This window comes from Azospirillum sp. (assembly GCF_050789165.1).
In genome coordinates this window covers 26863-51709 of the sequence record NZ_JBOZRT010000050.1, presented here as the reverse complement: position 1 = coordinate 51709, position 24847 = coordinate 26863, and the positions used below count along the sequence as shown (strand labels likewise).

Sequence of the window (24847 nt, the reverse complement as noted above, 5' to 3'; positions counted from 1 at the left end):
TTCCTCCGTCCGCGCGGGCGCTCGGCGGGCTCAAACGGCCCCGGCGCTCCGGTCGCGGCTCCCCTTCTTGGCGTTGCGGTCAGGCGTCGAGCAGCACGTCCGTCCACAGCTCGGACGGGTCGGGCTCGGGGCTCTGCTGGGCGAATTCGGCGCTCTCGGAGACGATCGCCTTGACCTCGCGGTCGATCTCCTTCAGCGCCTCCTCGGTGGCGTGGCCCTCGTCGAGGAGCAGCTTCTTGAGCTGGTCGATGGGATCGGACTCCGTCCGCATCTTCTCGACCTCCTCCTTCGTCCGGTACTTGGCCGGGTCGGACATGGAGTGGCCGCGGTAGCGGTAGGTCTTCATCTCCAGGATGACCGGGCCGTTGCCCTCGCGCACCCAGTTGACCCACTCGTCGGCGGCGGCCTTCACGTCCAGGACGTTCATGCCGTTCACCTGATAGCCGGGGATGCCGTAGGCGGCGCCGCGCTGGTGCAGCTCGCCGGCCGACGCACGCTCCTGGGCGGTGCCCATGGCGTACTTGTTGTTCTCGATGATGTAGACGACCGGCAGCTTCCACAGCGCCGCCATGTTGAAGCTCTCGTACACCTGCCCCTGGTTGACGGCGCCGTCGCCCAGGTATGTGGTGCACACACCGCCGTCCTTCTTGTACTTGTGGGCGAAGGCGAGGCCGGTGCCCAGCGGCACCTGGCCGCCGACGATGCCGTGGCCGCCGAAGAAGCCCTTCTCGCGGCTGAACATGTGCATCGAGCCGCCCTTGCCCTTGGAGTAGCCACCGCGGCGCCCCGTGAGCTCGGCCATGACGCCCTTGGCGTCCATGCCGCAGGCCAGCATGTGGCCGTGGTCGCGGTAGCTGGTGATGACGCTGTCGCCCTCGCGCAGGGCGGCCTGGACGCCGGTCACCACGGCCTCCTGGCCGATGTAGAGGTGGCAGAAGCCGCCGATCAGGCCCATGCCGTAGAGCTGGCCCGCCTTCTCCTCGAAGCGGCGGATCAGCAGCATCTCACGATAGTAGCGTAGAAGTTCCTGGGCCGATGCAGCCGGAGCGCGCTTGGTGGTAGCGGCGGACTCGGGTTGCGCCTTAGCACGGCGTCGGGGCGCTGCCATAACTCCTCCCTTGGGTTTAGCGGCAGGCCACGCAGGAGCGGCCGGCGCGCATCTCACTGGGAGAGTTCTAGCGCCAGAGACCTATGCTGACAAGCGTCAGCTTCACAACGTACTGGAATATAACACGAAATCGCGAATAACCGAATTTCGGTTAATTGACTGATCTGGGCTGTTTCTCAGCGCTAGCATCCTCTTGGTCGTACAGCGGCGGCAACGAAAGAATCACGTCGTTGGGGTGCGTCAGGTTCAGCATCGCCCGCGCGCGCTCGTCGAGCATGTCGCGGTCGAGATGGTCGGCGCGCAGCAGCGAGGCGCGCCGCTCCATCCGCTCGCGCTCTCCGCGCACTTGGCTAAGCACTTGTTCCGCACGGGCGATTTCGCCCTCGATGTGCTTGAGCGCGATGAGCCCGCGGTCACCCTGCACGGCATAATAGACGAAATAGGCCACGACGCACGCGCCGATCGCCGGGCCGATGGTCTGCCGCAGCGCGCTCTTGGCGGCGCGCTTAAGGGAATCGGTAATGTTGCTCGTCATGCTCATGGACCGATGGAATCACACCGGTTTTTCAGGGTCAAACGAAAAAACCGGAAAAGCCAAGAACTTACCGGACTGGGTTCTTGCTGCAACGGAGTAATGGCACCTTCGAGTCTTTGCTCCGAGTCGCGGCCGCAACGTCCGCGCCGCGGCGGTGTTGGGGTGGGTGGCGCCGCGCGCCCGCAGGGCCGGCGCCCGGACCACAGCAAGGAGAATTCCGTTATGCGAAGCCCGTTCCTGCTCGCCGCCCTGCCGGCGCTGATCCTCGGCCTGGCGGCCTGCGACGACCAGACCGCCCAGAACAAAAGCCAGCCGGGCGGCACCTCGACCGCCGAGCGGCCGGCCACCACCCCGCCGCCGCCGGCCGGCACGCCGGGCCAGAACGCCTCGGGCGTCGGCGGCACCGGCACCGGCGGCCCGATGGCGCCGGGCGCCGCGCCGACCGCCACCACGCCGGGCGCGACCCGGCCGGGCGGCACGTCGGGGAACACGCAGTAACGTTCCTGAGTTGGGCCCTCACCCTCACCCTCCCCCGCGCAGTGGGGGAAGGCTGGGATGGGGGCCCGACGCAACCATTTACTCCGCCGGTACTTCCCGCGGCTTACGGTCCTCGCCGATGGCGACGAAGGTGAAAACGCCCTCCGTGACCTTTACCGCCTCGCCCGTGCGGTACCGCTGCACCCAGGTGTCGACGCGCACGCGGATGGAGGTGCGGCCGACCTTCTCGATGGTCGCGAAGCAGCAGACCTCGTCGCCGACATACACCGGCTTGTGGAAGGTCATGGCCTCGACGCCGACGGTCGCCACGCGCCCACCGGCCCGCCGCACCGCCACCGTCCCGCCGGCGAGGTCCATCTGCGACAGCAGCCAGCCTCCAAAGATATCGCCGTTCGGGTTGGCGTCCTTCGGCATGGCGATGGTGCGCAACGCCGGGCCGCAGTTGAGTTCCGGCGGGATGGTGGCGCTCATGAGTCCTCCGTGCGGGGCTTGGCGGATGCTGAAAAGGGCGCTCACAAAATGTGGTGCTTAAGCTATGATAGGGCTACAGCATTCGCTTGCGCACCCCTGACCGAATTCCTATTATAGGCTCCATGAGCGACCTTTTCGAGAGCACGGCCCGCAAGGCCGACACCTACTCCGCCCAGGATATCGAGGTTCTGGAAGGGCTTGAGCCCGTCCGGAGGCGGCCGGGCATGTACATCGGCGGCACCGACGACCGGGCGCTGCACCACCTCGTCGCCGAGGTGCTGGACAACGCCATGGACGAGGCGGTGGCCGGTCACGCCAGCCGCATCGACCTGGAGCTCGGCGCCGACGGATCGGTGACGGTGCGCGACAACGGTCGCGGCATTCCCATCGACGACCACCCGAAGTACCCGGGCAAGTCGGCGCTGGAGGTGATCCTCACCACGCTGCATTCGGGCGGCAAGTTCTCCAACAAGGTCTATCAGACATCGGGCGGCCTGCACGGCGTGGGCCTGAGCGTCGTCAACGCGCTGTCCGACCAGCTCACCATCGAGGTGGCGCGCGAGCGGCAGCTATTCATCCAGAACTACAGCCGCGGCACGCCGCTGGGCCCGCTGGCCAAGCAGGGCGCCATCAACCGCCGCGGCACCACGGTGCGCTTCCATCCCGACGCCGAGATCTTCGGCGAGGCCGCGCATTTCGAGCCGCACCGGCTGTACCGCATGGCGCGCTCGAAGGCGTACCTGTACCGCGGCGTCGAGATCCGCTGGAGCTGCGACCCGTCGCTGCTGTCGGCGGAATCCACCACGCCGGCCACGGAGACGCTGCACTTCCCCAACGGCCTGCTCGATTACCTGACGACGGCGCTGAAGGACCGCAAGACGATCACCCCCTCCCCTTTCACCGGCGAGGTGGCGCTGCCCAACGACCAGGGGCGCGTCGAATGGGCGATCTCCTGGCCGGAGGACGAGGAAGGCTTCTCGCACACCTACTGCAACACCGTGCCGACGCCGCAGGGCGGCACGCACGAGACCGGTCTTCGCGCCGCCCTCACCCGTGGCCTCAAGGGCTACGGCGAGATGGTGAACAACAAGCGCGCCGGCCAGATCACCGCCGACGACGTGGTGGGCGAGGCGTGCATCCTGCTCTCCGTCTTCATCCGCGAGCCGCAGTTCCAGGGCCAGACCAAGGACAAGCTGGCGACGCCCGAGGCGCAACGCCTCGTCGAGGCGGCGCTGAAGGACCGCTTCGACCACTGGCTGTCCGGCGATCCGACCTCGTCCAACGGCCTGCTGGAACGCCTGATCGAGAAGGCCGAGGAGCGCGCCAAGCGCAAGCAGTCGAAGGACCTTGCCCGCAAGACCGCGACCCGGCGCCTGCGCCTGCCCGGCAAGCTGGCGGACTGCTCGCGCAACGCGCCGGAGGGCACGGAGATCTTCCTGGTCGAGGGTGACTCGGCCGGCGGCTCGGCCAAGCAGGCGCGCCAGCGTGAGACCCAGGCCATCCTGCCGCTGCGCGGCAAGATCCTGAACGTCGCCAGCGCCTCCGTCGACAAGATGAAGGCCAACCAGGAGCTGAACGACCTCACCCAGGCGCTGGGCTGCGGCGTCGGCAAGGACTTCGCGACCGACAAGCTGCGCTACGAGCGGGTCATCATCATGACCGACGCCGACGTGGACGGCGCCCACATCGCCTCGCTGCTGATGACCTTCTTCTACCGGGAGATGCCCGGCCTGATCCAGAACGGCCACCTGTACCTGGCGCTGCCGCCGCTGTACCGCATCAGCCACGGCGGCAAGTCGGTGTACGCCCGCGACGACGCCCACAAGGACGAGCTGATGGCCAAGACCTTCAAGAACAAGAAGGTGGAGATCAGCCGCTTCAAGGGTTTGGGCGAGATGATGCCGGCACAGCTGCGCGACACCACCATGGATCCGAGCAAACGCACGCTGCTGCGCGTGGTGGTGCCGAACGCCGCCGACCCCGAGGAGCACGAGGACTTCGAGCGCACCAAGACCCTGGTCGAAAGCCTGATGGGCCGCCGCCCGGAGCTGCGCTTCCAGTTCATCCAGGAGAACGCGAAGTTCGTGCAGGAGGGGGATATCGACGTCTGATCCGCTCCCGCGACCGTCCATGCGAGCCCCCATGACGCTCCCCGCCTCGCCGTTCTTCGAGACCGATCTGTTCGTCCCCATCTACCGCCCCTTCGCCGGCGAGCGCTGGGAACTGCGCGTCGTGCCCATGGGGATGAGCCGGAGCTACTGGGGCGACGCCAGGATCGTCCGCGATATGGCGGTGCTGCTCCGCCAGGGCCGCACCGGCATGGACACCTGGATGTCCATGACACCGTTCGAGATCGAGAGCCAGGAGATCGGCTGCCGTCTCGCCAGCGGGCACACCGTGGTGATGGGGATGGGCATGGGCTGGGCCGCAGCCAACGCGGCGCTCCAGCCGGCGGTGAGCCGCGTCACCATCGTCGAGCGCGACCCGGAGGTCATCGGCCTGATCCGCGACATCGGCATCTTCGACCAGCTCCCGCCCGAGGCCGCGGCGAAGATCGCCATCGTGCAGGCCGACGCATTGGAGTGGCGGCCCGAGGATTCGGTGGACACGCTGCTGGCCGATATCTGGCTGCCGCTGAACGGCGACGACCGCGTCGGCCACGTCCGCGCCATGCGCGCCAACACCGGCGCCGCGCGCGTCTATTTCTGGGGCCAGGAGATGGTGCTCGCCCGCCGCGCCCGCGACACCGGCCGGACGCTGGACAACGCCACGCTGGCCGCCATCATCGGCGAAATCGGCCTGCCGCTGATCGGCCCGGAGTGGCCGGGCTACGCCGCCTTTGCCGCGGGTGCCGCGGCGCATTGGCTCACCGACCCGTGAGGCCAGCTTGCCCTGGTGCGGGGGCCGCCCCATTCTTGGCTCAGGCACAACCGTTCCGCAGAGTCCCGATGCTGCTCCGTCCCGCCGTTCTTTCCGCCTGTCTGGCGCTCGCCGCGTGCGGCGAACGCGTGGTCGCCGACGAGCCGGCGCCCGCGTATACCTTGCAGGAGGTGGCCTACGCCGCTTCCGACCGCGACCTGCGCGTGGTGATCCAGGGCAACCCGTTCGGCGGCGACCCGCAGGCCTTCGGCCAGACGGTGACCGGGATGATGCAGAACCGCATCATGGGTGTCAGAACCAACTTCACCACCACGCCCGGGCCCTCCGCCCGGCCCGACTACCGCGTCGTGCTGGCCTTCAACGTGGCGCGCAACGAACTGAACTCGGCGCTGTGCGGCGCCTCGGCGCTGCCCACCAAGCCGCCCGGCGGACCGATCATCGTGCAGGGCGCCTTCTGCCGCGGCGGCGGGCCGCTGAGTTCGGCCACCGGCTGGCTCGACGAGCCGAAGTCTGTGCAGGACCCGAAGTTCCGCGACCTGATCGCCGACATGACCTACAGCTTGTTTCCGACCCGCCGCGCGGACAGCGGCTGCAACGGACCGGACTGCTAGGCGTAGACCAGCCATTCGCGCAACAGCGCGGTGACCGCCTGCGGGCGCTCCATCGGCGCCAGATGGCCGGCGTCCTCGACAGGGACGAACCGGGCGCCGGGGATGGCGTCGGCCATCTCGACGTGCACCTCCGGCGGGGTGATGGCGTCCTGCCGGCCGCACAGCACCAGCGTCGGGCAGCGGATCGCGGACAGGCCGGGGCGGCTGTCGGACCGGTTCATGATGGCGGTCTGCTGACGCACGTACGCATCGGCGCCGATGCGCTCCGCCTGGGCGTACACCGATTCCACGAGCGTACGGTCCTCCGCATGCGCAGGATGCAGCAGGCGCGGCAGGTTGCCGGCGATCACCTGACGGTACTTGCCCTGCCGGGCCAACTCGACCGCCTGCCGCCGGTTGGCGGTCTGCTCGGGCGTGTCGGCGCGCGCGCTGGTGTCGAGCAGGGCCAGCTTCGTCACCCGCTCCGGCGCCTGCCGCAGGATCTCGAACGCCAGATAGCCGCCCATCGACAGCCCGGCCAGCGCAAAGCGGCGGGGCGCCGCGGCCAACACCGCCCGCGCGAGGTCCGCCATCGAGTCGTGCGCCGTCAGGTCGCCGACGCGCACCTCCGCCACCTCGGCGAGGTGGTCGGTCTGGTGCGTCCACAGCGCGGCGTCCAGCGGCATGCCGGGGAGCAGGATCAGCGTCGGCTTGCTCACGAAATCCTCCCTTATTTGATCAGAGTGCTGAGCGTCTTGAACGCCGGGGTGCCGGCGCGCTGCAACCATTCGAAGACGACCATCTCGGTGCTGACGATCTCCACGCCGTTGGCGCGCATGCGGGCGACGGCGAGGTCGGCGTTGGCCGGCGCGCGCGACGACACGGCGTCGGCCACCAGATACACCGTGCGCCCCAGGGCGCGCAGGCCGAGCACCGTCTGCAGCACGCAGACGTGCGCCTCCATGCCGCACACCACGATCTGGTCGCGGCCGAAGGCGTCCAGGCGCTGCACGAATCCCGGCTCGCCGGTGCAGGCGAAGTGGATCTTCTCCACCACCGCGTCGGCCGGCAGCCGCTCGCGCAGCGCCGGGACGGTGACGCCGAGTCCGCGCGGGTACTGTTCGCTGGCCAGCACGGGGATGCCGAGGGCGCCGGCCGAGTCCATCAGAATTCCGGCGTTGCGGACCACGCGGTCGGCATCATGGATGGCCGGGGCCAGCCGTTCCTGCACGTCGACGACGAGCAGCGTCGAGCGTTCGGGGGACAGCAGCATGGCGCATTCTCCTGATTCCGGTTGATCCGCACGCTACTCCAGGGGGCTACGCCACGCCAACCCATCCATGCGGCGGGGCACAAATCGCACCGCCGCAGCCACAGACATGTTGACAGCATGGTTTGACTTCATATTCTGCGGTCCCATCTAATCGTCTGGCCTTGCAGCCATGGCTTTTCGCTCTCCAGACAGAAACCGGGTGAATGCTTTTCTCTGATCTTGGGCTCGGATCCGACGTCCTCCGGGCCATCGAGGACAAAGGGTACACCACGCCGACGCCGATTCAGGAACAGGCCATTCCCTGGGTCCTGCAAGGGCGCGACGTGCTCGGCTGCGCGCAGACGGGCACGGGCAAGACCGCCGGCTTCACCCTGCCGATGATCGACATCCTCGCCTCGGGGCGGGCGCGGGCGCGCATGCCGCGCTCCCTGATCCTCGAGCCGACGCGCGAGCTGGCGGCGCAGGTGGCTGACAGCTTCGACATGTACGGCAAGTACCACAAGCTGAACATGGCGCTGCTGATCGGCGGCGAGCAGTTCACCGAACAGGTGAAGAAGCTCGATCGCGGTGTCGACGTGCTGATCGCCACGCCGGGTCGCCTGATCGACCTGATCGAGCGCGGCAACATCATGCTCAACGACATCAAGGTGCTGGTGATCGACGAGGCCGACCGCATGCTCGACATGGGGTTCATCCCCGACATCGAGCGAATCGTCGGCTTCCTGCCGAAGATGCGGCAGACGCTGTTCTTCTCGGCCACCATGCCGCCGGAGATCCGCCGCCTCGCCGACGCGTTCCTGATGAACCCGCGCGAGGTGACGGTGGCCCCGCCCGCCTCCCCGGCCACGACGGTCACGCAGGCGCTGTGCGTCGTCCACGAGGAGGACAAGCGCAAGGCGCTGCGCCACCTGCTGCGGACCGAGGACGTCAAGAACGCCTTCATCTTCTGCAACCGCAAGCGCGACATCGCCGTGCTGCAGAAGTCGCTGGTCAGCCACGGCTTCAACGCCGGCGCGCTGCACGGCGACATGGTGCAGTCCAAGCGCACCGAGACGCTGGAGGCCTTCAAGAAGGGCGAGATCACGTTGCTGGTCTGCTCCGACGTCGCCGCCCGCGGCCTGGACGTCCAGGGGCTCAGCCACGTCTTCAACTTCGACGTCCCGATCAACGCCGAGGATTACGTCCACCGCATCGGCCGCACCGGCCGTGCCGGCCGCTCGGGCCGTGCCTTCACCATCGCCACGCCGGACGACGGCAAGCAGGTGGGCGCCATCGGCAAGCTGATCGGCCACGACGTGCCGATGATCGTCATCGACGGTCTGGAAAACCCGCCGTTCGACGAGGAGGGCGGCCGCGACCGCCGGCGCCGTCGGGGTGGCCGCGGCGGCAAGGACGAAGGGCGCGAGCCGCGCCGCGAAGGCCGTGGCGGGCGTGGCCGCGACCGCGGCGAGCGTTCCGAGCGCCCCGAACGGGTGGAGCGGGTCGAGCGCGAAACCGTCGAGCCGGTGGCCGCCGAGCCGGCGTACCAACCGCCGCAGCGCGCCGAGCCGCCACGCCGCGACCGTGACCTGGATCGGGACCGCGACCGTGATCGCGGCCGTGGCGGCCGTGATCGCGACCGCCGCCGCCGCGAGGAGGAGGACGATGTGCCGGTCGTCGGTTTCGGCGACCACATGCCGGCCTTCATGCAGCGTCTCGCCCGTCCCCGGCCGGCGCCGGAGTCCAGCCAGGAGGGCTGAGCCATGCAGACGATCTTCGTGATGGTCAAGTGCGACCTCGGCAAGGCCTACCAAGTCGCCGACGAAGCGGTGCAGGACGTCGAGCAGGTGTCGGAGGTCCACTCGATCTCCGGCCAGTACGATCTGCTGATGAAGTGCTATCTGGCGCAGGACCAGGACATCGGCCGATTCGTGACGGAAAAGATCCAGACTCTGCCCGGCGTGCGCGACACGTTCACGCTGATCACCTTCAAAGCCTTCAACTGAGGCGCCGCAGGCGGCGAAATCCGCCGCCTGCCGTGGCGCGCCGGCATCGGTCCGGCGGAAAATCCGCGAAACCGTTGACTTGGCTGCACCGTTACCTCAAACGTTCGGGCATGTCCCGTACGCACATCCGGTCCGTCCGGTCCCGCCGCAAGTCCCGTTCGACGAAACGCCAACCGCGCCGCGTCGCTCTTCTCTCCGGCCTGCTCGGGGTGATAGTGGCGTGCGGCGTGGCGACGGCCACGCCCGGCCAGGCGCAGGCCCCTTCGCCGAAGGACGGAAACCAGCCGGTCCTGCTCTCCGCCGATTCCGTCACCTTCGACGAGCAGCAGGGCCTCGTCACCGCGCGCGGCAACGTCGAGCTGTCGCAGGATCTGCGCACGGTGCGCGCCGACACCATCACCTACAACCGCACCACCAAGGTGGTGACGGCGACCGGCCACATCCGCATCGTCGAGCCGTCGGGCGACATCCTGTTCGCCGACTACGCCGAGCTGACCGACGACCTGCGCGACGCGTTCGTCGAGAACCTGCGCGTGCTGATGACCGACAACAGCCGCCTCGCCGGCAACGAGGCGGAGCGGCGCGGCGAGCGCATCCTGCGCGTCAACCGCGGCGTTTACAGCCCCTGCGAACTGTGCAAGGAGGACCCCACCCGCCCGCCGGTTTGGCAGGTCCGCGCGGTGCGCGTCGTCCATGACAAGGACGAGCACGAGATCCGCTACAAGGACGCCGTGCTGGAGATGTTCGGCGTTCCGGTCGCCTACACGCCCTATCTGTCGCAGCCCGACGCGACGGTCGACCGCAAGAGCGGCTTCCTGACGCCGCTGCTCGGTTCCAGCAGCGACCTCGGCCTGTTCATCCGGCCGCGCTACTACATCGACATGGGCCCCGACCAGGACGCCACCGTCGAGGTCGGCGGATTCAGCAAGCAGGGCCTGCTGCTGGGCGGTGAATACCGCAAGCGCTTCGAGCGCGGCCGCCTCACCCTCAACGGCAGCGTCACCCAGGGCGAGTTGCCGAACGGCCTCGCCGACAAGAACGCACCCAAGGAAAACAAGCTGCGCGGCCATTTCTTCGCCCGTGGCCTGTTCGAGATCGACGAGGTCTGGCGCGCCGGATTCGACGTGAAGCGCGCGAGCGACGAGACCTACCTGCGCAAATACTTCGACAACCGCGGCGACGACTTCCTGACCAGCCGTGCCTTCGTCGAGGGCTTCCGCGGCCGCAACTACGCCGCGGTGAGCGCCTACAGCTGGCAGGACCTGCGGTACGGCAACACGGTGGAGGAGCCGATCGTCGGCCCGCTCGCCGTCTACAGCGCCCTGGGCGAACCGGGCAGCCTGTTCGGCGGGCGCTGGTCGCTCGACTCCGGGATCCTGTCGCTGTACCGCCGCCAGGGCGCCTCGACCCGGCGCTTCCACGTCGAGCCGGGATGGCGGCGCGACATCACCTCCAGCCTCGGCTTCGTGACGACGTTCGAGGGGCGCGTCCTGGCCGTCGGCCACAACGCCAGCCACTACGACCGCCCCGAGACGACGGCGGTGGAGCGCGGCTCGGCCTCGCGCTTCCTCCTGTTCCCACAGGGACAGGTGACGGTGCGCTATCCGTTCGTGCGCTATGGCGAAAGCTCGCAGCAACTCATCGAGCCGCTGGTCGCCGTCACGACCGCGCCGCGCGCGCCCAACGATCCGGACGTTCCGAACGAGGACAGCCAGGACGTCGAGTTCGACCAAGCCAACCTGTTCATGTTCAACCGCTTCCCCGGCATCGACCGGCTGGAAGGGGGTACCCGCATCACCTACGGACTGCGCACCGCGATCTACGGCTACCGCCAGGGATCGGCCAGCCTGTTCCTTGGCCAGAGCTACCGCTTCAACCAGGAGAACGCCTACCCGGCGGCGTCCGGCCTGCGGGATCGCCGCTCGGACTACGTCGGCCGGCTCGACCTTTCGCCCGCCCCCTGGTTCGACACCAACTACAGCTTCCGGATCGATCCGGACACCCTGCGCTTCCGCCGGCACTCCCTAACCGCCACGGCCGGCGTGCCGCAATTGAATCTGTACACCGCCTACAGCTACCTGGACCAGACGCAGGCGCGGGACGCCACCACCCGGACGGACCTCGAGCAGATCACGCTCGGCCTCAACTCCAATTTCGCGCCTCGCTGGTCGGTCGGCGTCAGCCACGTGCAGTCGCTGCGCCCGGCGCCGGGGCCGCGCGCCGCCGGGGCCGTGCTGACCTACCAGGACGAGTGCTTCACCTTCCAGACCATTGCCCGACGCGACTACACCAGCACGGTGGGCGACGTGAAGGACGGCAACACGCTGTATTTCCGCTTGGTCTTCAAGAACCTCGGCGAGTTCCGCACACCCGGCCTGGGCGGCCTGTTCTAAGGCCGCCGGGGCTCAGAGCAGCGCTTCGGCCTCACTCAGCGTGGCGATGGCTTGGTCGGCGTTGGCGCAGGCCACAGGCCGGCCGTGCGTCAGCAGCACGCGCCGTCCCACCCCGGCGGCGCGCGCCGCCGCCATGTCGGAAGGCTGGTCGCCCAGAAACAGCGAGCGCCCAAGGTCGAGGCCGAGGCGCTGTTGCGCCTCCAGGATCATGCCGGGGTTCGGCTTGCGCCAGAAGCTCTCGCGGTTGTAGGGCCGCAGCGTGCCGGCCTTGTGATAGGGGCAGTGGAACACGCCGGCCAGCGTGACGCCGCGCTGCTCGAACTCCGCCGCCATCCAACGGCTCAACTCCAGGAACTGGCTCACCGGGTAGTAGCCGCGGGCGATGCCCGACTGGTTGGTGACCACGGCAACGCGGTAGCCGAGGTCGACCGCCCGCCGCGTCAGGGCGAAGATGCCGTCGACGAAGGTGAACTGCTCCACCTCGCAGACATAGCCGTGGTCAACGTTGACCACACCGTCCCGGTCCAGCAACAGGGCCTTCATCGTCGCTCCGCAACAAACGCGTTCCGCGCATACCTAGCACAGCCGTGGCCCTGCGCGTGAGGGGTTGCAACGTGCGGGCGTTGCCGGTAGCCATTAGGGCCCGCCGCGATCCGGCGGCGCCCCGCCCACAGACCGCCTCATTCCATGTCCCTCGGCCGATACGATTACGAACAGCGCTACCGGCGCCGGTTCCTCACCGGAGTCGTCAAGCTGGGCCTGCTGGCGGCACTGCTGCTCGGCACCGGGCTGTTCGCCTACCAGATGGGCGTCGAGCAGATGAAGGGCCGCGACGTCAGCCTGCGCGAGGAGGTCTCCACCCTGTCGCGCCAGAAGGCGGAGCTGGAGCTGCTTGCCGGCCAGATGCAGAACGCCGCCCGCACCGCCGAGGGTCGCGCCGCCGAGATGGAGGCCCGCCTGAAGCGCGAGGTGCCGACCGGCGAGCTGGCCCGCCTGGGCAAGCTGGTGTCCGAGCGGCTGTCCGCCGGCCTCGATCCGGCGCGCCTCGCCTTCGTCATCGAGCACGCGCAGACCCAGCGCAACTGTCAGGCGCCGGACAGCAAGCGCTTCGTGCTGGCGACCCCGCTGCTCAAGGTCGGCAACCGTTCCACCACTTTCGGCAACGGGACCATCACGGTGACCGGTGAGGGCCTGTCCGCCCGCAACGCGCAGGGGCAGCCGGAGAGCTGGTACGACCCGGCGCAGCCGGTGCGAATCCGCATCGTCACCCAGGCCGGCAAGGAGACGGTGGTGGCCGGCACGCTGCCGCTGCACCAGTCGGTGGTGGTCGACCAGACCGAACACCGCTTCACCTTCACGCCCGGCCCGCGGTCGTTCGTGGAGGTTACGGCCGACCGCTGCCCGTTCCCCTGACTCCTATTTCTTCACCCACTTTCCGCCGCTGAGCACGTACTGCCCGGCCGGCGTGCGGTCGATGAGCTGCTGGCCGGCGACCGCCTGGACCTTGTCCACCGAGGTGCCGTTGGACGCGGCGATGTCGCGGTAGCGCTGCAGACGCTGGGCGTTCACCTGCTCGGCGACGGCCTGCGCCGCGGCCGGCGCGCCGGGCACCACGCCGACGAGGCCGTCCGGGCGCTCACCCAGCTGCCCGGCCTGCTTGGCGCCGGACAGCGGGTCCTGCGCGAAGGCCGGCGCCGACAGCGCCAAGCCCAGCGTCAGCGCTAGAAGCGAAAACCAGCGGTTCATTGGGCCTTCCCCTTGGGCTTGGCGGGAGTCACGCCGAACAGCGACGGATCGTCCTGGATGGCTTTCTCCAGGTCGCGTTCGACCTTCACCCGCACTTCCTGCTCGATCTTGACGTTCAGGTTGATCTCGATGGGCTTGTCCGGCGCCTCGATCTTGACGGTCGGCGCGCAGGCGGCGACGCACGCCGCCAGGGCTGCCGCCGCGAGGCGCAGGGTGGGGTCGGTCATGACGGTCCCTTCTTCTGGTAGTCCAGCATGCGCTCACGCACCGCGTCGGGGATGCGGTAGGCGTCCAGGCCCTGGCGGAGGATCCGGTCGAGCGCGCCGCTGAGATTAAGGTTCAGCGCCACCGGGTGGCCACCGTAGAATTCGGGATTGGCGCCGCGGATGCGCAGGCCGACGCGCATCTCGCCGCCGGCCTCGCCGTCCACGGTGGCGCTCAGGCTCTCATACCGGAAGTCGGTGAGCGCGCCGAGCAGAAGCGCCGTCGGGCTCCCCGGATCCCCCTGCAGGCCGGCTGGCGGCGTCGCCGGGTCGTAGCGCAGGCTGCCCGGCGCGTCGGCCTCCAGCACGCCGCCGTCCAGGCGAACCTTGCCGTTGGCGATTCGCACCGGCAACGTGCCGCGCAGCCGCCCCTCCGCCGACAGACCCTCCAGGCTGGCAAGCGCCAGCACGGTGCCGAGGTCCAGCCCCTCCGCCTCCAGCTCGATGGTCCCCTTGGGCGACTCCAGCGCCATCTCGAACGGCTTGGCCCGCACGGTGCCGCCGGCCCAGCGCCATTCTGCGCGGTCGATGTCGAGCACGCCGCGGCGCGTCAACCCCAGGGCCACCACCCCGTCGGTGAGCGGCAGGCCGACGTCGAGCGTCTTCATCGCCAGTGTCTGTCCGCTCGGCAGCACCGGCGGCCATAGGCTGGTCAGGCGCAGCACGCCGCTCAGCCCGCCGACGCCCACCGGCCCGACCGAGCCCGCCAAGTCCTCCATCAGCACCTCGCCCGAGGAGGTCAGCCCCTTGCCGTCCCACGCCAGCTTGGCCCGGCCGCTCAGCCGTCCCGCCGTGGCGGCGACCGCCACCGCGCCGCGCGGCACGAGGGTGGAGAGGTTCGGCTGCCCTTCGCGCAGCCGGACAGGCCGCAGGCGCAGGTCGGCGCTGCCGACGCCGCGCGCCGGATCATGGCGCCCTTTCGCCTCCATCGTCACGCCGCCCGATGCGGTCGCCGTTCCGGTGAAGGCCAAGGCGTTGCCCTCAGGGCGCGCCACCGCCTCGACCGCGACCGTCAGGGGCCCGCCGGGCGCGTCCAGCACCACGCTGCTGTTGGTCAGAACCAGTTCGTCGGCCGGCAACGCCGGGACACCCCCGCCACCGCCGCCCCGCGGCAGATCCTTCAGCCGCACCGTGACGCCGGAGACGGTGATGCGCTCGGCCCGGCCGCGTAGCAGGGCGCCCCAGGGATGGCGCACGGCGACGCGCGCGTCGATTCCGGCGGCGTGCAGGCTCAGCCTGCTTTCGGTCAGCCCCAGGTCGGTCACCTCGGCGTTCGCGTCGCCCAGCCCGCCCCGGCGCATCGCGTAGGTCAACGCGGTGCCGAGCAGGCCGGGCAGCGTCGCGGCGACGCTCGCCAGCACCGCCAGCGCCACGGCCCCCGCCACCATCCATGGCCGCCACCGTCTTCGCCGCACCCGCCGCATCCTCTCCCCATCCCTGGTGGTGAACACCGGAACACCCCACTATCTTCCCCGGGCGGCTTTGCAACCGCCCGCGTTTCCCCTATCGTCCCTCCGCCGCATCGGCACATCGGAGAGTTTCTCATGTTTCGGTTGGTGCGCATCGCAACGATGGCGCTGCTCAGCGTCTTTTTCATCGCAGGGGAGGCTTTCGCCTTGGATCCGGAAAACACCCTTTACCTCGACCTGAAGGACGGTCGCGTCGTGATCGAGATGCGCCCCGATCTGGCTCCCGGCCACGTCGCCCGCATCAAGGAGCTGGCCCGCGCCGGCTTCTACGACGGCGTCGTCTTCCACCGCGTCATCGACGGCTTCATGGCGCAGACCGGCGACCCGACGGGCACCGGCTCGGGCGGCTCGGGCAAGCCGAAGCTGAAGGCCGAGTTCAACAACGAGCCGCACGTCCGCGGCACCGTGTCGATGGCCCGCACGCCCGACCCGAACAGCGCCGACAGCCAGTTCTTCATCTGCTTCGCGCCGGCTCCGTTCCTCGACAAGCAGTACACGGTGTGGGGCAAGGTCGTCGAAGGCATGGACTTCGTCGACAAGATCAAGAAGGGCGACCAGGCGCGCAACGGCAGCGTCAAGGATCCCGACAAGATCATCAAGATGCAGGTCGCGGCCGACGCGAAGTAAGCGTCCCGCCCCTCCCCCGCCGGCCAAGCCGGCGGGGGGTCAGCCGATGGACGCGGTGAAGGCCTTCAGCAGGTCCTTCATGCTCTGCGGCCGGTCTTGCCAGCGCATGGCGAGGCCGCCCATCAGCACCTTTTCGAACGCCGGCGTCAGCTGGGCGCCGACGGCGGTGGGCTTCGGCACGTTGTCGTTCATGAAACGCCCGGTCGCGTCCGGCGGCGGCTTGCCGGTCAGGGCGCAGTACATGGTGGCGCACAGCGCGTAGACGTCGGTCCACGGCCCCTGCTTGCCCTCCTGAGAGTACTGCTCGGGCGGGGCGTAGCCCGGCTTGAGGATCACGGTCAGGTTGGCCGCCTGCCCGGCCGCATGGCGCGCCGCGCCGAAGTCCAGCAGCTTGCGCTCCCCCGACGCGGTCAGGAAGATGTTGTCGGGGCTGATGTCGCGGTGGATCAGTCCCTGGTCGTGCACGGTCTGCAGGGCCTTCATGATCGGCGCCATCACCGCCAGCACGCGCCGCGCGTCGAGCTTGCCGCCGCTCTCCGCGATGTACTTCTTGAGCGTGCCGCCCTCCAGCAGCTCCATGACGATGTAAGCGGTGCCGTTCTCCTCAAAGAAGTCCTGGACGCCGACGATCTCCTTCACGTCGCGCAGCCGCGCCAGCATCCGTGCCTCGTCGAGGAACTTGGCGAGGCCGGCGGTGAAGCCCTTGGCGTGCTCGTCGGAGAAGGGCGCCACCTCGGTGCCGCCGGCCACGCGCGAGATCAGGTTGGCCGGGTAGTACTCCTTCACCGCGACCTTGACGTGCAGGCGCTCGTCCCAGCCAAGGTAGGTGGCGCCGAAACCGCCCTGCCCCAGCACCCGGCCGACGCGGTAGCGCCCCTGCAGAGCGGTGCCCGGCGTCAGATGGATGCCGGGCCGGCCATCGCTGCGCTTGGGATAGCCGCAGACGGCGCAGGGCTCCGCCGACGCCTTCTGCTCGAAACAGCTCGGGCAGCGCGTGTCTTCCAACACCGCGGCGGCAGGAGGGGTGGGCATAGGAACGGAGCGCGCCGCGGGGGAGACCGGCCGGATCGGCTGCGCCACCGTGGGCGCCGTCATGACAGTGGCCGGGACCGGCTCGGCGGCGGAGGCGCGGACGGCCGCGATCGGCACCGTCAGGCCGCTGGGCGGCGGCGCCTGCCGCAGCCGTTCCAGCAGCTCGAACAGCCGCCGCACCTCGGCTTGCGCCACGTCGGAGCCCTGTTGGCCGGACAGCTCCATCTGGAACTGCGGCTGCTTGGCGATCTCCAGGATGTGCTGGCGCAGCAGCGGGTAGGCGCCGTCGCCGCGCACGAGGCCGGAGGTCGCCAACTCGGCCAGCCGGATGACGCGGCGGCGCAGCACGGGTTCGACTTGGCGCAGGCGGTGCACCAGCCGGCCGCGCTTGGTGAAGTCGTCGACGACGTTGCCCAGCCGCTCGGCCAGCCGGGCGCGCACGTCGTCGAGCAGCGGCGAGCGCCCGATCGCCTCGACCGTGCCGATAATGTTCTGGCGGACGAGGTCGAGGTCCGGCGACTGGACGATGACGTTCTCGATCAGCAGTTCATTGTTGAGCGCGGCCTCCATCGCCTCGACGATGTCGGGGCGCAGCCTCTCGCCGGCCGGCGACGACGCCGCGGCGAGCAGGTAGCGCAGGCGGGCGAACAGGTCGGCCTGGATCTCGGCGATGGCCAGCACCGACTGCCGGAACGCCGTGGCGCCGCCCTGCTCCAGCCGGCGGGAATAGCGCACCGCCAGCGCCTCGGCCATGGGCGCGTCGCCGACCACGCCCTCGCGGGTCAGCAGGTGCCCCATGACCACCTTCAGCACCTGGGCGTCGTCGGCCGCTACACGGCCGAGCGGCTGCGGCGCACGCAGGATGCGGCGGATGCGGTCGAGCACCGCGGCCCGCGCCTGCGGCAGCTTGCCCTGCCGGAACATGGCGTTGAGCAGGCCCATGCGGTTCGGCCCGAGCGCCGAGCCCACGGTCGTGCGGCCCAGCACCAGTTCGCACAGCGTCGTCGCCATGCTGCCCGGCGACAGCGGGGCGCCTTGCAACTCCTGCACCGCCGCCGCGGACGACAGGATGTCTGCGAAGCAGCCGTCGATGGCCGCCACCAGACGCTCGTCGCGGTCCCTTTGCAGCAGTTGGTTCAGCCGGTCGAACTTGCCCGACCACGACCGCAGCGTCGTCAGTTCGAGGCTGAGGGCCACCCGCAGGTCGTACGCGAAGTCGCCGGTGGGCGTCTTGCCGGATTCTATCGCCATGACCTGTTCGACCATGGGGCGGGATTTCGGCAGTTCGGAGAAGGCGATCTGCGCGCCGCGGGCCTTGGCCTGCGTGTCGCCGATGGCGTTCTGGATCGCCAGACGGCGCGTGCGCGCGTCCTGCCCGGGAGCCCGGGCCTGCGCCGCCGTCACCTTGATCAGCGCGTTCTCGACCAGCTGCCCCTGCTCCAGCAACGCCTTCAGGTGCTTGAAGGAGTGGATGACCTCCGTCGGCGTCAGGATCTGGGAGTCGAGGTGCTGGCGCAGCACGATTCCCATCACGGTGCGCCCGAGCGGCCCGTGATAGTCGGCCAGCGTCTGGCATACCTCGGCTTCGTCGAGGGAGCCGAGGGTTGCGGGGGCCGGCCGTTGTGCTGCCTTGGGCTCCATGATCCGGAACGCGTGGTGTGCGGAGGCCCGCAGTGTCGGGGGAACGGGTAAAGTCACCGTATACTAGAGGTGCGTTCGCAAGAAAAATACCTACATTCTTCGCAATGCGGCGCTCCCCTTCCCTTCGCAGGTGCGGTAGGATCGCAGACTCCATCCCGGACCGATCGAGGAGCCGACGTTCCCATGACCGACACCCTCGGCCCGGTCGTGCTGCGGCATGGCCTGATGGAATGCGTCGTGGCGCCGCACATCGGCGGATCGATCGCCCGGCTGACCCTGTGGAGCGACGACGGCCCGTTGCACCTGCTGCGCCCCGCGCCGGGCGGCGCGCTGGACGGCGGTTCGGCGGCGGACCTCGCCTGCTTTCCCCTGGTCCCCTTTTCCAACCGCATCGCCGGCGGGCGCTTCCGGTTCCAGGGGAGGGACGTGGCGTTGCCGCTCAATCATCCGGGCTGTCCGCACCCGCTGCACGGTCACGGCTGGGACCATCCCTGGACGGTCGAGGCGCAGGACGATACCAGCTTGCGCCTGGGCTATCGCCACGACGCCGACGCGTGGCCGTGGGCGTACCGCGCCGCGCAGACCATTGTGGTGCGGCCCGATGGCCTGGAGGTGCGGCTGGACTTGATGAACGACGGCGACAGCCCGATGCCCGCCGGCCTCGGCCTGCACCCCTATCTGCCGAAGCCGCCGGGCACCCGGCTGACGGCGGCCGTCGGTTCGGTGTGGCTGGGCGACGCCACGCTGCTGCCGCGCGAACGGGCGCTGGTCCCGGACAGCTGGGGCTTTCCGGGCGGGCGGACCATGGACGACGTGGTGGTGGACAACGGGTTCCCCGGCTGGGATGGCCGAGCCGCCGTCGACTGGCCGCATCTCGGGTGCCGGCTGGTGGTGGAGGCGGACCCGCTGTTCGGCCATCTGGTGGTCTACGCGCCACGCGGCGAGGACTACCTGTGCGTCGAGCCGGTCAGCCACATGACCGACGCCGTCAACCATGCCGAGGAGGCGGACGCCGGTCTGCGCGCCCTGCCGCCGGGCGCCAGCCTGTCTGGCACGGTGCGGCTGCGGCTGGAGGCGCTGGATTAGGCGCGCGCCGGACGGACCGTTTCAGGCACGGGCGGGACGAGCGGCCGTTCGCGCCGATGCGTTCAGGGCCACCGCGGCGAGAATCAGCGCCTTGAACGCCTCTTCATTGATCACGTCGCCTTCGCGAAGATCAATGGCGCGCCGGGTGTTGCCGTCGAGGCTGGAGTTGAAGAGGCCGGACGGGTCCTCCAGCGCGGCGCCCTTGGCGAACGTGATCTTCACGACGCTCTTGTAGGTTTCACCGGTGCAGATCATCCCGGTGTGATACCAGACCGGAACCCCTCGCCACTTCCACTCCTCGATGACGTCGGGGACGGCCTGCTTGATGACGCCCCGGATCCAGGCGAGCGTCTCGCCTCGCCAATCCCCCAGTTCCTCGATCCTGGCATCGATAAGCTGGGAGGGAGAGTCCGCGCCGTGCCTTTCCTTCGAGCCGCCCTGCGTCGTCGTCATGGCCAGTGTCGCGCTCCCGTCATGTGAAAATGGACCGCTAGCGGCAGCGCACGAAGGTCGCGCCGAAGGCGAAGGGCTGCTCCAGGCGTAGCGCGACGCGGTCGAGGCGCGCGCTCTCGCCGGGCTCCAGGCGCAGCGTGCCGCGCGGCGCGCTCCCCTCTCCGGCGAAGCCCACCCCATCGGACGGGTCGCCGCCGGTGAAGGCGACGCGGCCGTCCAGCGGCAGCGTCTCGATGCGCGGGTCGCGCAACGCGAACTGGCCGTCCTTGCCGATCTCCAGATAGGCGGTGCGGCAGTCGTCGATGGGGCGCCGGGTCGCCGGGTCGGCCTTGGCCCAGCGCCCGTTCAGCGCCGCCAGCTGCACCGCCCGGCGCGCTGGCGCGATGCCGGCGCGCTGCGGCGGCAGCTTGATCGGCTCGGCCTCGGTTATGGTCAGCGGCAGCGCCCGCACGCCGTCGCGCTCGCCCTTCAGGTCGGCCTGGAGCTGCACGATGCGCTGGTCCGCCACGCGGGTCAGGCACTCCGCGCGCTCCTTCGTCCTGGGCGGCGCCTTGAGGTCGGCGGCGGTGACCGGACAGGCTTCGTCGCGGCGGCGCACCCAGTCGCGCTGGGCGGCGGCCAGCTTCTCGCGGCGCTCGCCGTTCAGCGCCGCGTCCAGCTCCTTCACCACGCCGTCGAGCCGGTCCTCCGCCGCGAGCAGCGCCTCGTCCTTGCAGATCAGCTGCTCGACGGCGCGCTTTGCCTGTGCGCAGTCGGGGCTGAGCGCCTGCGCCGTGCCGGCGGCCAGGGTCGCAAAGGACAGGGCGAAGGACAGGGCAAAGAGGCGCATGGAACCACTCGGGCTGGATCTCAGGACGGGAAGGCTTCCAGCACGCTCTTCACCTGCCGCTGGAAATCCGGATCCGACCGGTAGCGCATGAGCACCGTCTTGTCACGCTGGACGTAGAACATCATCTCGTCGCGCGACGGCAACGAACGCGGGTTCGGCTTCTCCAGGAGCTGCCCGCTCCAGTCGATGCGCGCCATAAAATAGCAGGCGCGCGAGAAGAACATGAACAACTTGTTGTCTGGCTGCAGCTTTTCCCGTCGCAGCAGTGCGTAATAATAATACTGCCGTCCGTGGAAGTAGACAGCGTAAATGTTCTGCAAAGCCGCGAAGCGCTCTTCGGGGTTACTGACTTTCTTGATCTGGCGTTCCAATTTGAAGCCGGCGTGGAAATATTCCTTGGCCTCGTGCTCGAACGAGAAGGCGACACCCCCTTTCATGGCGCTCATCTGCTCGCCATACTTCTTGAGGATACGGCTTGCCAGGATCTCCAGAAAGCGGCGCTCCGCGCCCAGTTCCTGCGGCAGCTGCGGGATCATGTCGAAGACGTGCCGCAGGTGGTACGGGTGGCGCACGATGATGACCGGCACCGCCTTGCCGCCCCGTCCCTGCGGTCCGCGCCGCTCGGCCAGCGTCACCGCCGGGGAGACGCTGGCCAGCACCGAGGCGATGGTGTCCTGCAGCTTCCAGCGCAGCCGCGTCGTCTGCGACCCGTTGCCCAGGTTCAGCCCGGACAGGAAGCGCGACATCCGGCTCCGCCAGGTTTCCTTCGGGCGCTTGTGCGTGGGCAGGTTCTGCACCACCAGCGGGTTGCCCAGCACGTCATCCGCGGGCGGCAAGGGGTTGAAATTGAAGTACTTGCCGGTGACCACGCCGCGTCCGGCCCCCGACTCGACCGATGCCGAGCGAGCCCTGGATCCAGACCCTGCGGCGGTCAGTGACACCATGGACCGGCGTTTCCCCGTGTACCCATCATTCGTTAAATGGAGGTGGCGCGTGGGCCTTGGCAAGGCTCGCCACCATCATGCTTATCGTTAACTTTAAGAATGATTCAATGGTAGGAAAAACAGCGTGGCCGACGCAGCGAGCGCCGAAGCGTTGCCGTCGCGCCACGCGGCTGAGGCGGCTCCGTCTCGCCACCGTCTCTCCGCTTCTGGTTGTTGTAAGGGCAGAGCCGAGCAACGATACATAATATTGTGTGTTTTTACTTATCTCTGCGAACAGCAACTCGCAATCCACTGCCGTCGTTCCCGGTCGCCTCGCACCCTGTTGTCGCCCCTGTGCGCGACAACCGATAAGCCGTTTTGGGAATGAGCGAGCTGACCAACCACTTGGGCGCGCTCGCCCCCTTCCGCCGCCCCCGTGAGGCGCGGAGGGGGCGACCTCTTGCCAGGGCGGCGGCGGGCGTCCACACTTCCGCTGTGACACAGCCCAGCGGACTGCCCCTTGGCCGACACCTCGATTTCCTCCGTCGCGCAGGGCTCGCTGTTCGGCGAGGCCGACGCCCTCGGCTACACCACGCCCGTCGTGTACGACGAGATGGTGGACGGCCGTGGCCGTCTGCGCCCGCACTGGCAGATCTTCATGGGTTCGTTGGGCGGCCTCGACCCGGGCCGCATGGCCGAGCGGTGGGAAGAGGCGCGCCGGCTGCTGCACCAGAACGGCGTCACCTTCAACATCTACGGCGACCCACAGGGCATGGAACGGCCCTGGCCGCTCGACATGCTGCCGCTCGTCATCCCGCCGGAGGAGTGGCAAACCATCGCAGCCGGGCTGGCGCAGCGCGCCCGGCTGCTGAACGCCGTGCTGGCGGACGTCTACGGGCCGCAGACATTGGTGCGCGACGGCGCGTTGCCGCCCGCCCTGGTCTTCGCCGATCCCGGATTCCGCCGAGCCGTGCACGGGGTGCCGGTGCCGGGCGGAACGCACCTGCACTTCTACGCCGCTGACCTCGCCCGCGCCGCCGATGGCCGCTGGTGGGTGATGTCCGACCGCACCCAGGCGCCGAGTGGCAGCGGCTACGCGCTGGAGAACCGCGCGGTGCTGACCCGCGTCCTGCCCGACAGCTTCCGCGTCTGCCGGGTGGAGCGGCTGGCGCCGTTCTTCGCCGATTTCCGCGAGACGCTGGCCTCGCTCGCCCCGCGCGGCGGGGAAGGGCGCGTCGTGCTGCTCACCCCCGGCCCGTACAACGAAACCTATTTCGAGCACGTTTACCTCGCCCGACACCTTGGCATCACGCTGGTGGAGGGCGCCGACCTGACGGTGCGCGACCGCCGGGTCTGGCTGAAGACGCTGTCGGGGCTGGAGCCGGTGGACGTCATCCTGCGTCGCCTGGACGACGATTTCGCTGACCCCTTGGCGTTGCGCGTCGACAGCTCGCTGGGCGTCGCCGGCCTCGCCGAGGCGGTGCGCGCCGGGACCGTGGCGGTCGCCAACGCGCTGGGCAGCGGCCTGCTCGAATCCCTGTCGTTCCGCCCCTTCCTCGACGGGTTGAACGAGCGGCTGTTCGGTGAGGAGCTGATCCTGCCGCACGTGGCCACGTGGTGGTGCGGCCAGGAGGCCGAGTGCGCCCACGTGCTGGAGCATCTGGACGAGCTGGTCATCGCCCCCGCCTTCCGCTCCCTGCCGTTCGATCCGGTGCACGGCCATTCCCTGTCGGCGGCGCAGCGCGACGATCTGGCCGCCCGGATCCGGCGCAGCCCGTGGGCTTTCGTGGCGCACCAGCCCCCCGGGCTCTCGACGGCCCCGGTGTGGGAGGGCGACCATCTCCAGCCGCGCCCACTGGTGCTGCGGGTCTTCCTGTGTGCCACGCCGGACGGCGGCTACACCGCCATGCCCGGCGGCCTGACCCGCGTCTGCGCCGAGCCGGGGCGGCTGATCGTCTCCATGCAGCACGGCGGCGGCAGCAAGGACACCTGGGTCCTCTCGTCCAGCCGCCGCGTTGAGCCGACGGCGCACCGCGCGGTGCCGGACGCCCGGCCGTTGCGGGCCGCCACCGGCGACCTGCCCAGCCGCGTCGCCGACGGCCTGTTCTGGCTCGGCCGCTACGCCGAGCGGGCGGAGGGCTGCGTGCGCCTGCTGCGCGGCGCCTATGGCCGGGTGACCGACGGCAACCAGCCGGGCGCGCCCGAGGAGCTGAAGGTGCTGCTGCACGTGATGGCGCCGCTCGGCATCATCCCATGGGAGCTGACGCGCATGGCCACCAGCCGCGGGCTGGACAGCGCGCTGCGCGCCGCGGTCTTCGACGAGAGCCACCCGAACAGCCTGCGCGCCAACGCGCAGCGCCTGCATCGCGCCGGCTACAGCGTGCGCGACCGCCTGTCGCTCGACCTCTGGCGCGTCATCTCGCAGCTCGACCGGCAGAGCCAGGCGCCGGCCCGGCGCATCGACGCGGCCGCGCTGCTGCTGCGCCTCGACGATCTGATGACCTCGCTGGCCGCCCTCGCCGGGCTGGAGCAGGAAAGCATGATGCGCGGCCACGGCTGGCGCTTCCTCGACATGGGGCGGCGCATGGAGCGCGCCGTCCACATGGTGTCGCTGGTGCGCTGCACCCGCCTCGCCTCGCCCGAGCCGCCCGACGCCAACACCGAGGCCGCCTCGCTGGAGGTGCTGCTGGAATTGGGCGAGAGCTTCATGGCCTACCGCGAGCGGACCCTGGCCGGCGTGGACCGCGGCCCGGTGCTCGACCTGCTGCTGCCCAGCGAGGAGAACCCGCGCGCGCTGGCCTTCCAACTCGCCGCGCTGGAGCGGCACGTGGCCGCCCTGCCGCGCGGGTCCGGCGAGGCGAGCGCCGCCGCCATCCGGCTGCTCGCCGCGGCGCGGACCGCGCTGCGCGGGTCGGATGCGCTGCACCACCCCGAGGCGCTGCGCACCGCGCTGGACGCGCTGGGGCAGACGCTTCCCGACCTCTCCAACCTGCTGGCGCACGCCTATTTCAGCCATGCCTTTGCCCGACCCGCGTGAGCCCGCCC

At 69.6% G+C, this 24847-nt stretch carries 24 protein-coding genes; 11 read left to right on the top strand and 13 right to left on the bottom strand.

Features of this window, described 5'->3' with window-relative positions; all coding sequences use genetic code 11:
* Nucleotides 1-79: 79 nt before the first annotated feature.
* Together pdhA and ACRWK7_RS11590 are read right to left on the bottom strand one after the other, a co-directional pair.
* Nucleotides 80-1108 carry a pyruvate dehydrogenase (acetyl-transferring) E1 component subunit alpha gene (gene pdhA, locus ACRWK7_RS11595; RefSeq protein WP_431856372.1) on the bottom strand — a complete coding sequence of 343 codons (1029 nt, stop codon included), beginning with the start codon at nt 1106-1108 and terminating at the stop codon, nt 80-82.
* A gap of 151 nt (nt 1109-1259) precedes the next feature.
* On the bottom strand, nt 1260-1649 hold the full coding sequence (locus ACRWK7_RS11590) for an FtsB family cell division protein (RefSeq protein WP_431856371.1): 390 nt from the start codon (nt 1647-1649) through the stop codon (nt 1260-1262).
* 216 nt (nt 1650-1865) lie between these two features.
* Here ACRWK7_RS11590 and ACRWK7_RS11585 point away from each other — a divergent pair, with 216 nt between their 5' ends.
* Entirely contained in the window at nt 1866-2141 is a 276-nt protein-coding gene (locus tag ACRWK7_RS11585) for a hypothetical protein (protein ID WP_431856370.1), read from the top strand.
* 78 nt (nt 2142-2219) lie between these two features.
* Here the strand turns inward: ACRWK7_RS11585 and ACRWK7_RS11580 are convergent, their stop codons facing one another.
* Nucleotides 2220-2612 carry an acyl-CoA thioesterase gene (locus tag ACRWK7_RS11580; protein ID WP_431856369.1) on the bottom strand — a complete coding sequence of 131 codons (393 nt, stop codon included), beginning with the start codon at nt 2610-2612 and terminating at the stop codon, nt 2220-2222.
* 122 nt (nt 2613-2734) lie between these two features.
* Between ACRWK7_RS11580 and parE the strand changes: the two genes are divergently transcribed.
* From parE to ACRWK7_RS11565, 3 genes are all read left to right on the top strand, one after another.
* The gene (parE, locus tag ACRWK7_RS11575; RefSeq protein WP_431856368.1) at nt 2735-4723 is read left to right on the top strand and encodes a DNA topoisomerase IV subunit B; all 1989 of its coding nucleotides are present in this window, start codon (nt 2735-2737) and stop codon (nt 4721-4723) included.
* Between the two features lie 31 nt (nt 4724-4754).
* The gene (locus tag ACRWK7_RS11570; RefSeq protein WP_431856367.1) at nt 4755-5492 is read left to right on the top strand and encodes a hypothetical protein; all 738 of its coding nucleotides are present in this window, start codon (nt 4755-4757) and stop codon (nt 5490-5492) included.
* 68 nt (nt 5493-5560) lie between these two features.
* Nucleotides 5561-6103 (top strand): hypothetical protein, encoded by a 543-nt coding sequence (locus ACRWK7_RS11565; RefSeq protein ID WP_431856366.1) that lies wholly within the window; start codon nt 5561-5563, stop codon nt 6101-6103.
* Here ACRWK7_RS11565 and ACRWK7_RS11560 read toward each other — a convergent pair.
* Both ACRWK7_RS11560 and ACRWK7_RS11555 read right to left on the bottom strand, forming a co-directional pair.
* Complete coding sequence (locus tag ACRWK7_RS11560; RefSeq protein ID WP_431856365.1) at nt 6100-6801, bottom strand: alpha/beta fold hydrolase; 702 nt, start codon at nt 6799-6801, stop codon at nt 6100-6102. The two genes, ACRWK7_RS11565 and ACRWK7_RS11560, sit on opposite strands and share 4 nt — an antisense overlap.
* Nucleotides 6802-6812: 11 nt before the next feature.
* Nucleotides 6813-7355 carry a hydrolase gene (locus tag ACRWK7_RS11555; RefSeq protein WP_431856364.1) on the bottom strand — a complete coding sequence of 181 codons (543 nt, stop codon included), beginning with the start codon at nt 7353-7355 and terminating at the stop codon, nt 6813-6815.
* A gap of 203 nt (nt 7356-7558) precedes the next feature.
* On the opposite strand from ACRWK7_RS11555, the gene ACRWK7_RS11550 reads away from it, so the two are divergent.
* From ACRWK7_RS11550 to ACRWK7_RS11540, 3 genes are all read left to right on the top strand, one after another.
* Complete coding sequence (locus ACRWK7_RS11550) at nt 7559-9094, top strand: DEAD/DEAH box helicase (RefSeq protein WP_431856363.1); 1536 nt, start codon at nt 7559-7561, stop codon at nt 9092-9094.
* Nucleotides 9095-9097: 3 nt separating this feature from the next.
* Entirely contained in the window at nt 9098-9340 is a 243-nt protein-coding gene (locus tag ACRWK7_RS11545; protein ID WP_109117390.1) for an Lrp/AsnC ligand binding domain-containing protein, read from the top strand.
* 227 nt (nt 9341-9567) lie between these two features.
* Nucleotides 9568-11733, top strand: a complete 2166-nt coding sequence (locus ACRWK7_RS11540; RefSeq protein ID WP_431856362.1) for an LPS-assembly protein LptD — start codon at nt 9568-9570, stop codon at nt 11731-11733.
* A gap of 12 nt (nt 11734-11745) precedes the next feature.
* On the opposite strand, the gene gmhB is transcribed toward ACRWK7_RS11540, so the two are convergent.
* Complete coding sequence (gene gmhB, locus ACRWK7_RS11535) at nt 11746-12276, bottom strand: D-glycero-beta-D-manno-heptose 1,7-bisphosphate 7-phosphatase (protein WP_431856361.1); 531 nt, start codon at nt 12274-12276, stop codon at nt 11746-11748.
* Between the two features lie 144 nt (nt 12277-12420).
* On the opposite strand from gmhB, the gene ACRWK7_RS11530 reads away from it, so the two are divergent.
* Nucleotides 12421-13146 carry a hypothetical protein gene (locus tag ACRWK7_RS11530; protein WP_431856360.1) on the top strand — a complete coding sequence of 242 codons (726 nt, stop codon included), beginning with the start codon at nt 12421-12423 and terminating at the stop codon, nt 13144-13146.
* Nucleotides 13147-13149: 3 nt separating this feature from the next.
* On the opposite strand, the gene ACRWK7_RS11525 is transcribed toward ACRWK7_RS11530, so the two are convergent.
* The 3 genes from ACRWK7_RS11525 to ACRWK7_RS11515 are packed head-to-tail and all read right to left on the bottom strand — an operon-like array spanning nt 13150 to nt 15130.
* A complete protein-coding gene (locus ACRWK7_RS11525) occupies nt 13150-13479 on the bottom strand; it encodes a YdbL family protein (protein WP_431856359.1) in 330 nt (109 codons plus the stop codon).
* Complete coding sequence (locus ACRWK7_RS11520) at nt 13476-13706, bottom strand: YnbE family lipoprotein (protein WP_431856358.1); 231 nt, start codon at nt 13704-13706, stop codon at nt 13476-13478. The genes ACRWK7_RS11525 and ACRWK7_RS11520 overlap by 4 nt, the downstream gene beginning before the upstream one ends.
* Complete coding sequence (locus ACRWK7_RS11515) at nt 13703-15130, bottom strand: YdbH domain-containing protein (protein ID WP_431856357.1); 1428 nt, start codon at nt 15128-15130, stop codon at nt 13703-13705. Before ACRWK7_RS11515 ends, ACRWK7_RS11520 begins: the two co-directional genes overlap by 4 nt.
* Nucleotides 15131-15313: 183 nt before the next feature.
* Between ACRWK7_RS11515 and ACRWK7_RS11510 the strand changes: the two genes are divergently transcribed.
* Nucleotides 15314-15838 carry a peptidylprolyl isomerase gene (locus tag ACRWK7_RS11510; RefSeq protein ID WP_431856546.1) on the top strand — a complete coding sequence of 175 codons (525 nt, stop codon included), beginning with the start codon at nt 15314-15316 and terminating at the stop codon, nt 15836-15838.
* 39 nt (nt 15839-15877) lie between these two features.
* Here the strand turns inward: ACRWK7_RS11510 and ACRWK7_RS11505 are convergent, their stop codons facing one another.
* Entirely contained in the window at nt 15878-18511 is a 2634-nt protein-coding gene (locus ACRWK7_RS11505) for a protein kinase domain-containing protein (protein WP_431856356.1), read from the bottom strand.
* A 183-nt stretch (nt 18512-18694) separates the two neighbouring features.
* On the opposite strand from ACRWK7_RS11505, the gene ACRWK7_RS11500 reads away from it, so the two are divergent.
* Complete coding sequence (locus tag ACRWK7_RS11500; RefSeq protein ID WP_431856355.1) at nt 18695-19597, top strand: aldose 1-epimerase; 903 nt, start codon at nt 18695-18697, stop codon at nt 19595-19597.
* A 21-nt stretch (nt 19598-19618) separates the two neighbouring features.
* Here the strand turns inward: ACRWK7_RS11500 and ACRWK7_RS11495 are convergent, their stop codons facing one another.
* Genes ACRWK7_RS11495 through ACRWK7_RS11485 form a run of 3 tightly spaced genes read right to left on the bottom strand, consistent with a single transcriptional unit; the run spans nt 19619 to nt 21823 of the window.
* Complete coding sequence (locus ACRWK7_RS11495) at nt 19619-20050, bottom strand: DUF1801 domain-containing protein (RefSeq protein WP_431856354.1); 432 nt, start codon at nt 20048-20050, stop codon at nt 19619-19621.
* 37 nt (nt 20051-20087) lie between these two features.
* On the bottom strand, nt 20088-20879 hold the full coding sequence (locus ACRWK7_RS11490) for a lysozyme inhibitor LprI family protein (protein ID WP_431856353.1): 792 nt from the start codon (nt 20877-20879) through the stop codon (nt 20088-20090).
* A gap of 20 nt (nt 20880-20899) precedes the next feature.
* A complete protein-coding gene (locus ACRWK7_RS11485; RefSeq protein ID WP_431856352.1) occupies nt 20900-21823 on the bottom strand; it encodes a hypothetical protein in 924 nt (307 codons plus the stop codon).
* 499 nt (nt 21824-22322) lie between these two features.
* Here ACRWK7_RS11485 and ACRWK7_RS11480 point away from each other — a divergent pair, with 499 nt between their 5' ends.
* Nucleotides 22323-24839: a circularly permuted type 2 ATP-grasp protein gene (locus ACRWK7_RS11480; RefSeq protein ID WP_431856351.1), complete on the top strand. Its 2517-nt coding sequence runs from the start codon at nt 22323-22325 to the stop codon at nt 24837-24839.
* Nucleotides 24840-24847 lie beyond the last annotated feature (8 nt).

Coding starts and splice junctions, on each gene's coding strand:
- ACRWK7_RS11570 (WP_431856367.1), top strand. CDS start 4,755: ATGACGCTCCCCGCCTCGCCGTTCTTCGAGACCGATCTGTTCGTCCCC.
- ACRWK7_RS11580 (WP_431856369.1), bottom strand. CDS start 2,612: ATGAGCGCCACCATCCCGCCGGAACTCAACTGCGGCCCGGCGTTGCGC.
- ACRWK7_RS11565 (WP_431856366.1), top strand. CDS start 5,561: ATGCTGCTCCGTCCCGCCGTTCTTTCCGCCTGTCTGGCGCTCGCCGCG.
- ACRWK7_RS11505 (WP_431856356.1), bottom strand. CDS start 18,511: ATGGAGCCCAAGGCAGCACAACGGCCGGCCCCCGCAACCCTCGGCTCC.
- ACRWK7_RS11515 (WP_431856357.1), bottom strand. CDS start 15,130: ATGGTGGCGGGGGCCGTGGCGCTGGCGGTGCTGGCGAGCGTCGCCGCG.
- ACRWK7_RS11525 (WP_431856359.1), bottom strand. CDS start 13,479: ATGAACCGCTGGTTTTCGCTTCTAGCGCTGACGCTGGGCTTGGCGCTG.
- ACRWK7_RS11545 (WP_109117390.1), top strand. CDS start 9,098: ATGCAGACGATCTTCGTGATGGTCAAGTGCGACCTCGGCAAGGCCTAC.
- ACRWK7_RS11590 (WP_431856371.1), bottom strand. CDS start 1,649: ATGAGCATGACGAGCAACATTACCGATTCCCTTAAGCGCGCCGCCAAG.
- pdhA (WP_431856372.1), bottom strand. CDS start 1,108: ATGGCAGCGCCCCGACGCCGTGCTAAGGCGCAACCCGAGTCCGCCGCT.
- ACRWK7_RS11585 (WP_431856370.1), top strand. CDS start 1,866: ATGCGAAGCCCGTTCCTGCTCGCCGCCCTGCCGGCGCTGATCCTCGGC.
- ACRWK7_RS11485 (WP_431856352.1), bottom strand. CDS start 21,823: ATGGTGTCACTGACCGCCGCAGGGTCTGGATCCAGGGCTCGCTCGGCA.
- ACRWK7_RS11500 (WP_431856355.1), top strand. CDS start 18,695: ATGACCGACACCCTCGGCCCGGTCGTGCTGCGGCATGGCCTGATGGAA.
- gmhB (WP_431856361.1), bottom strand. CDS start 12,276: ATGAAGGCCCTGTTGCTGGACCGGGACGGTGTGGTCAACGTTGACCAC.
- ACRWK7_RS11510 (WP_431856546.1), top strand. CDS start 15,314: ATGGCGCTGCTCAGCGTCTTTTTCATCGCAGGGGAGGCTTTCGCCTTG.
- ACRWK7_RS11555 (WP_431856364.1), bottom strand. CDS start 7,355: ATGCTGCTGTCCCCCGAACGCTCGACGCTGCTCGTCGTCGACGTGCAG.
- ACRWK7_RS11520 (WP_431856358.1), bottom strand. CDS start 13,706: ATGACCGACCCCACCCTGCGCCTCGCGGCGGCAGCCCTGGCGGCGTGC.
- ACRWK7_RS11495 (WP_431856354.1), bottom strand. CDS start 20,050: ATGACGACGACGCAGGGCGGCTCGAAGGAAAGGCACGGCGCGGACTCT.
- ACRWK7_RS11530 (WP_431856360.1), top strand. CDS start 12,421: ATGTCCCTCGGCCGATACGATTACGAACAGCGCTACCGGCGCCGGTTC.
- parE (WP_431856368.1), top strand. CDS start 2,735: ATGAGCGACCTTTTCGAGAGCACGGCCCGCAAGGCCGACACCTACTCC.
- ACRWK7_RS11550 (WP_431856363.1), top strand. CDS start 7,559: ATGCTTTTCTCTGATCTTGGGCTCGGATCCGACGTCCTCCGGGCCATC.
- ACRWK7_RS11490 (WP_431856353.1), bottom strand. CDS start 20,879: ATGCGCCTCTTTGCCCTGTCCTTCGCCCTGTCCTTTGCGACCCTGGCC.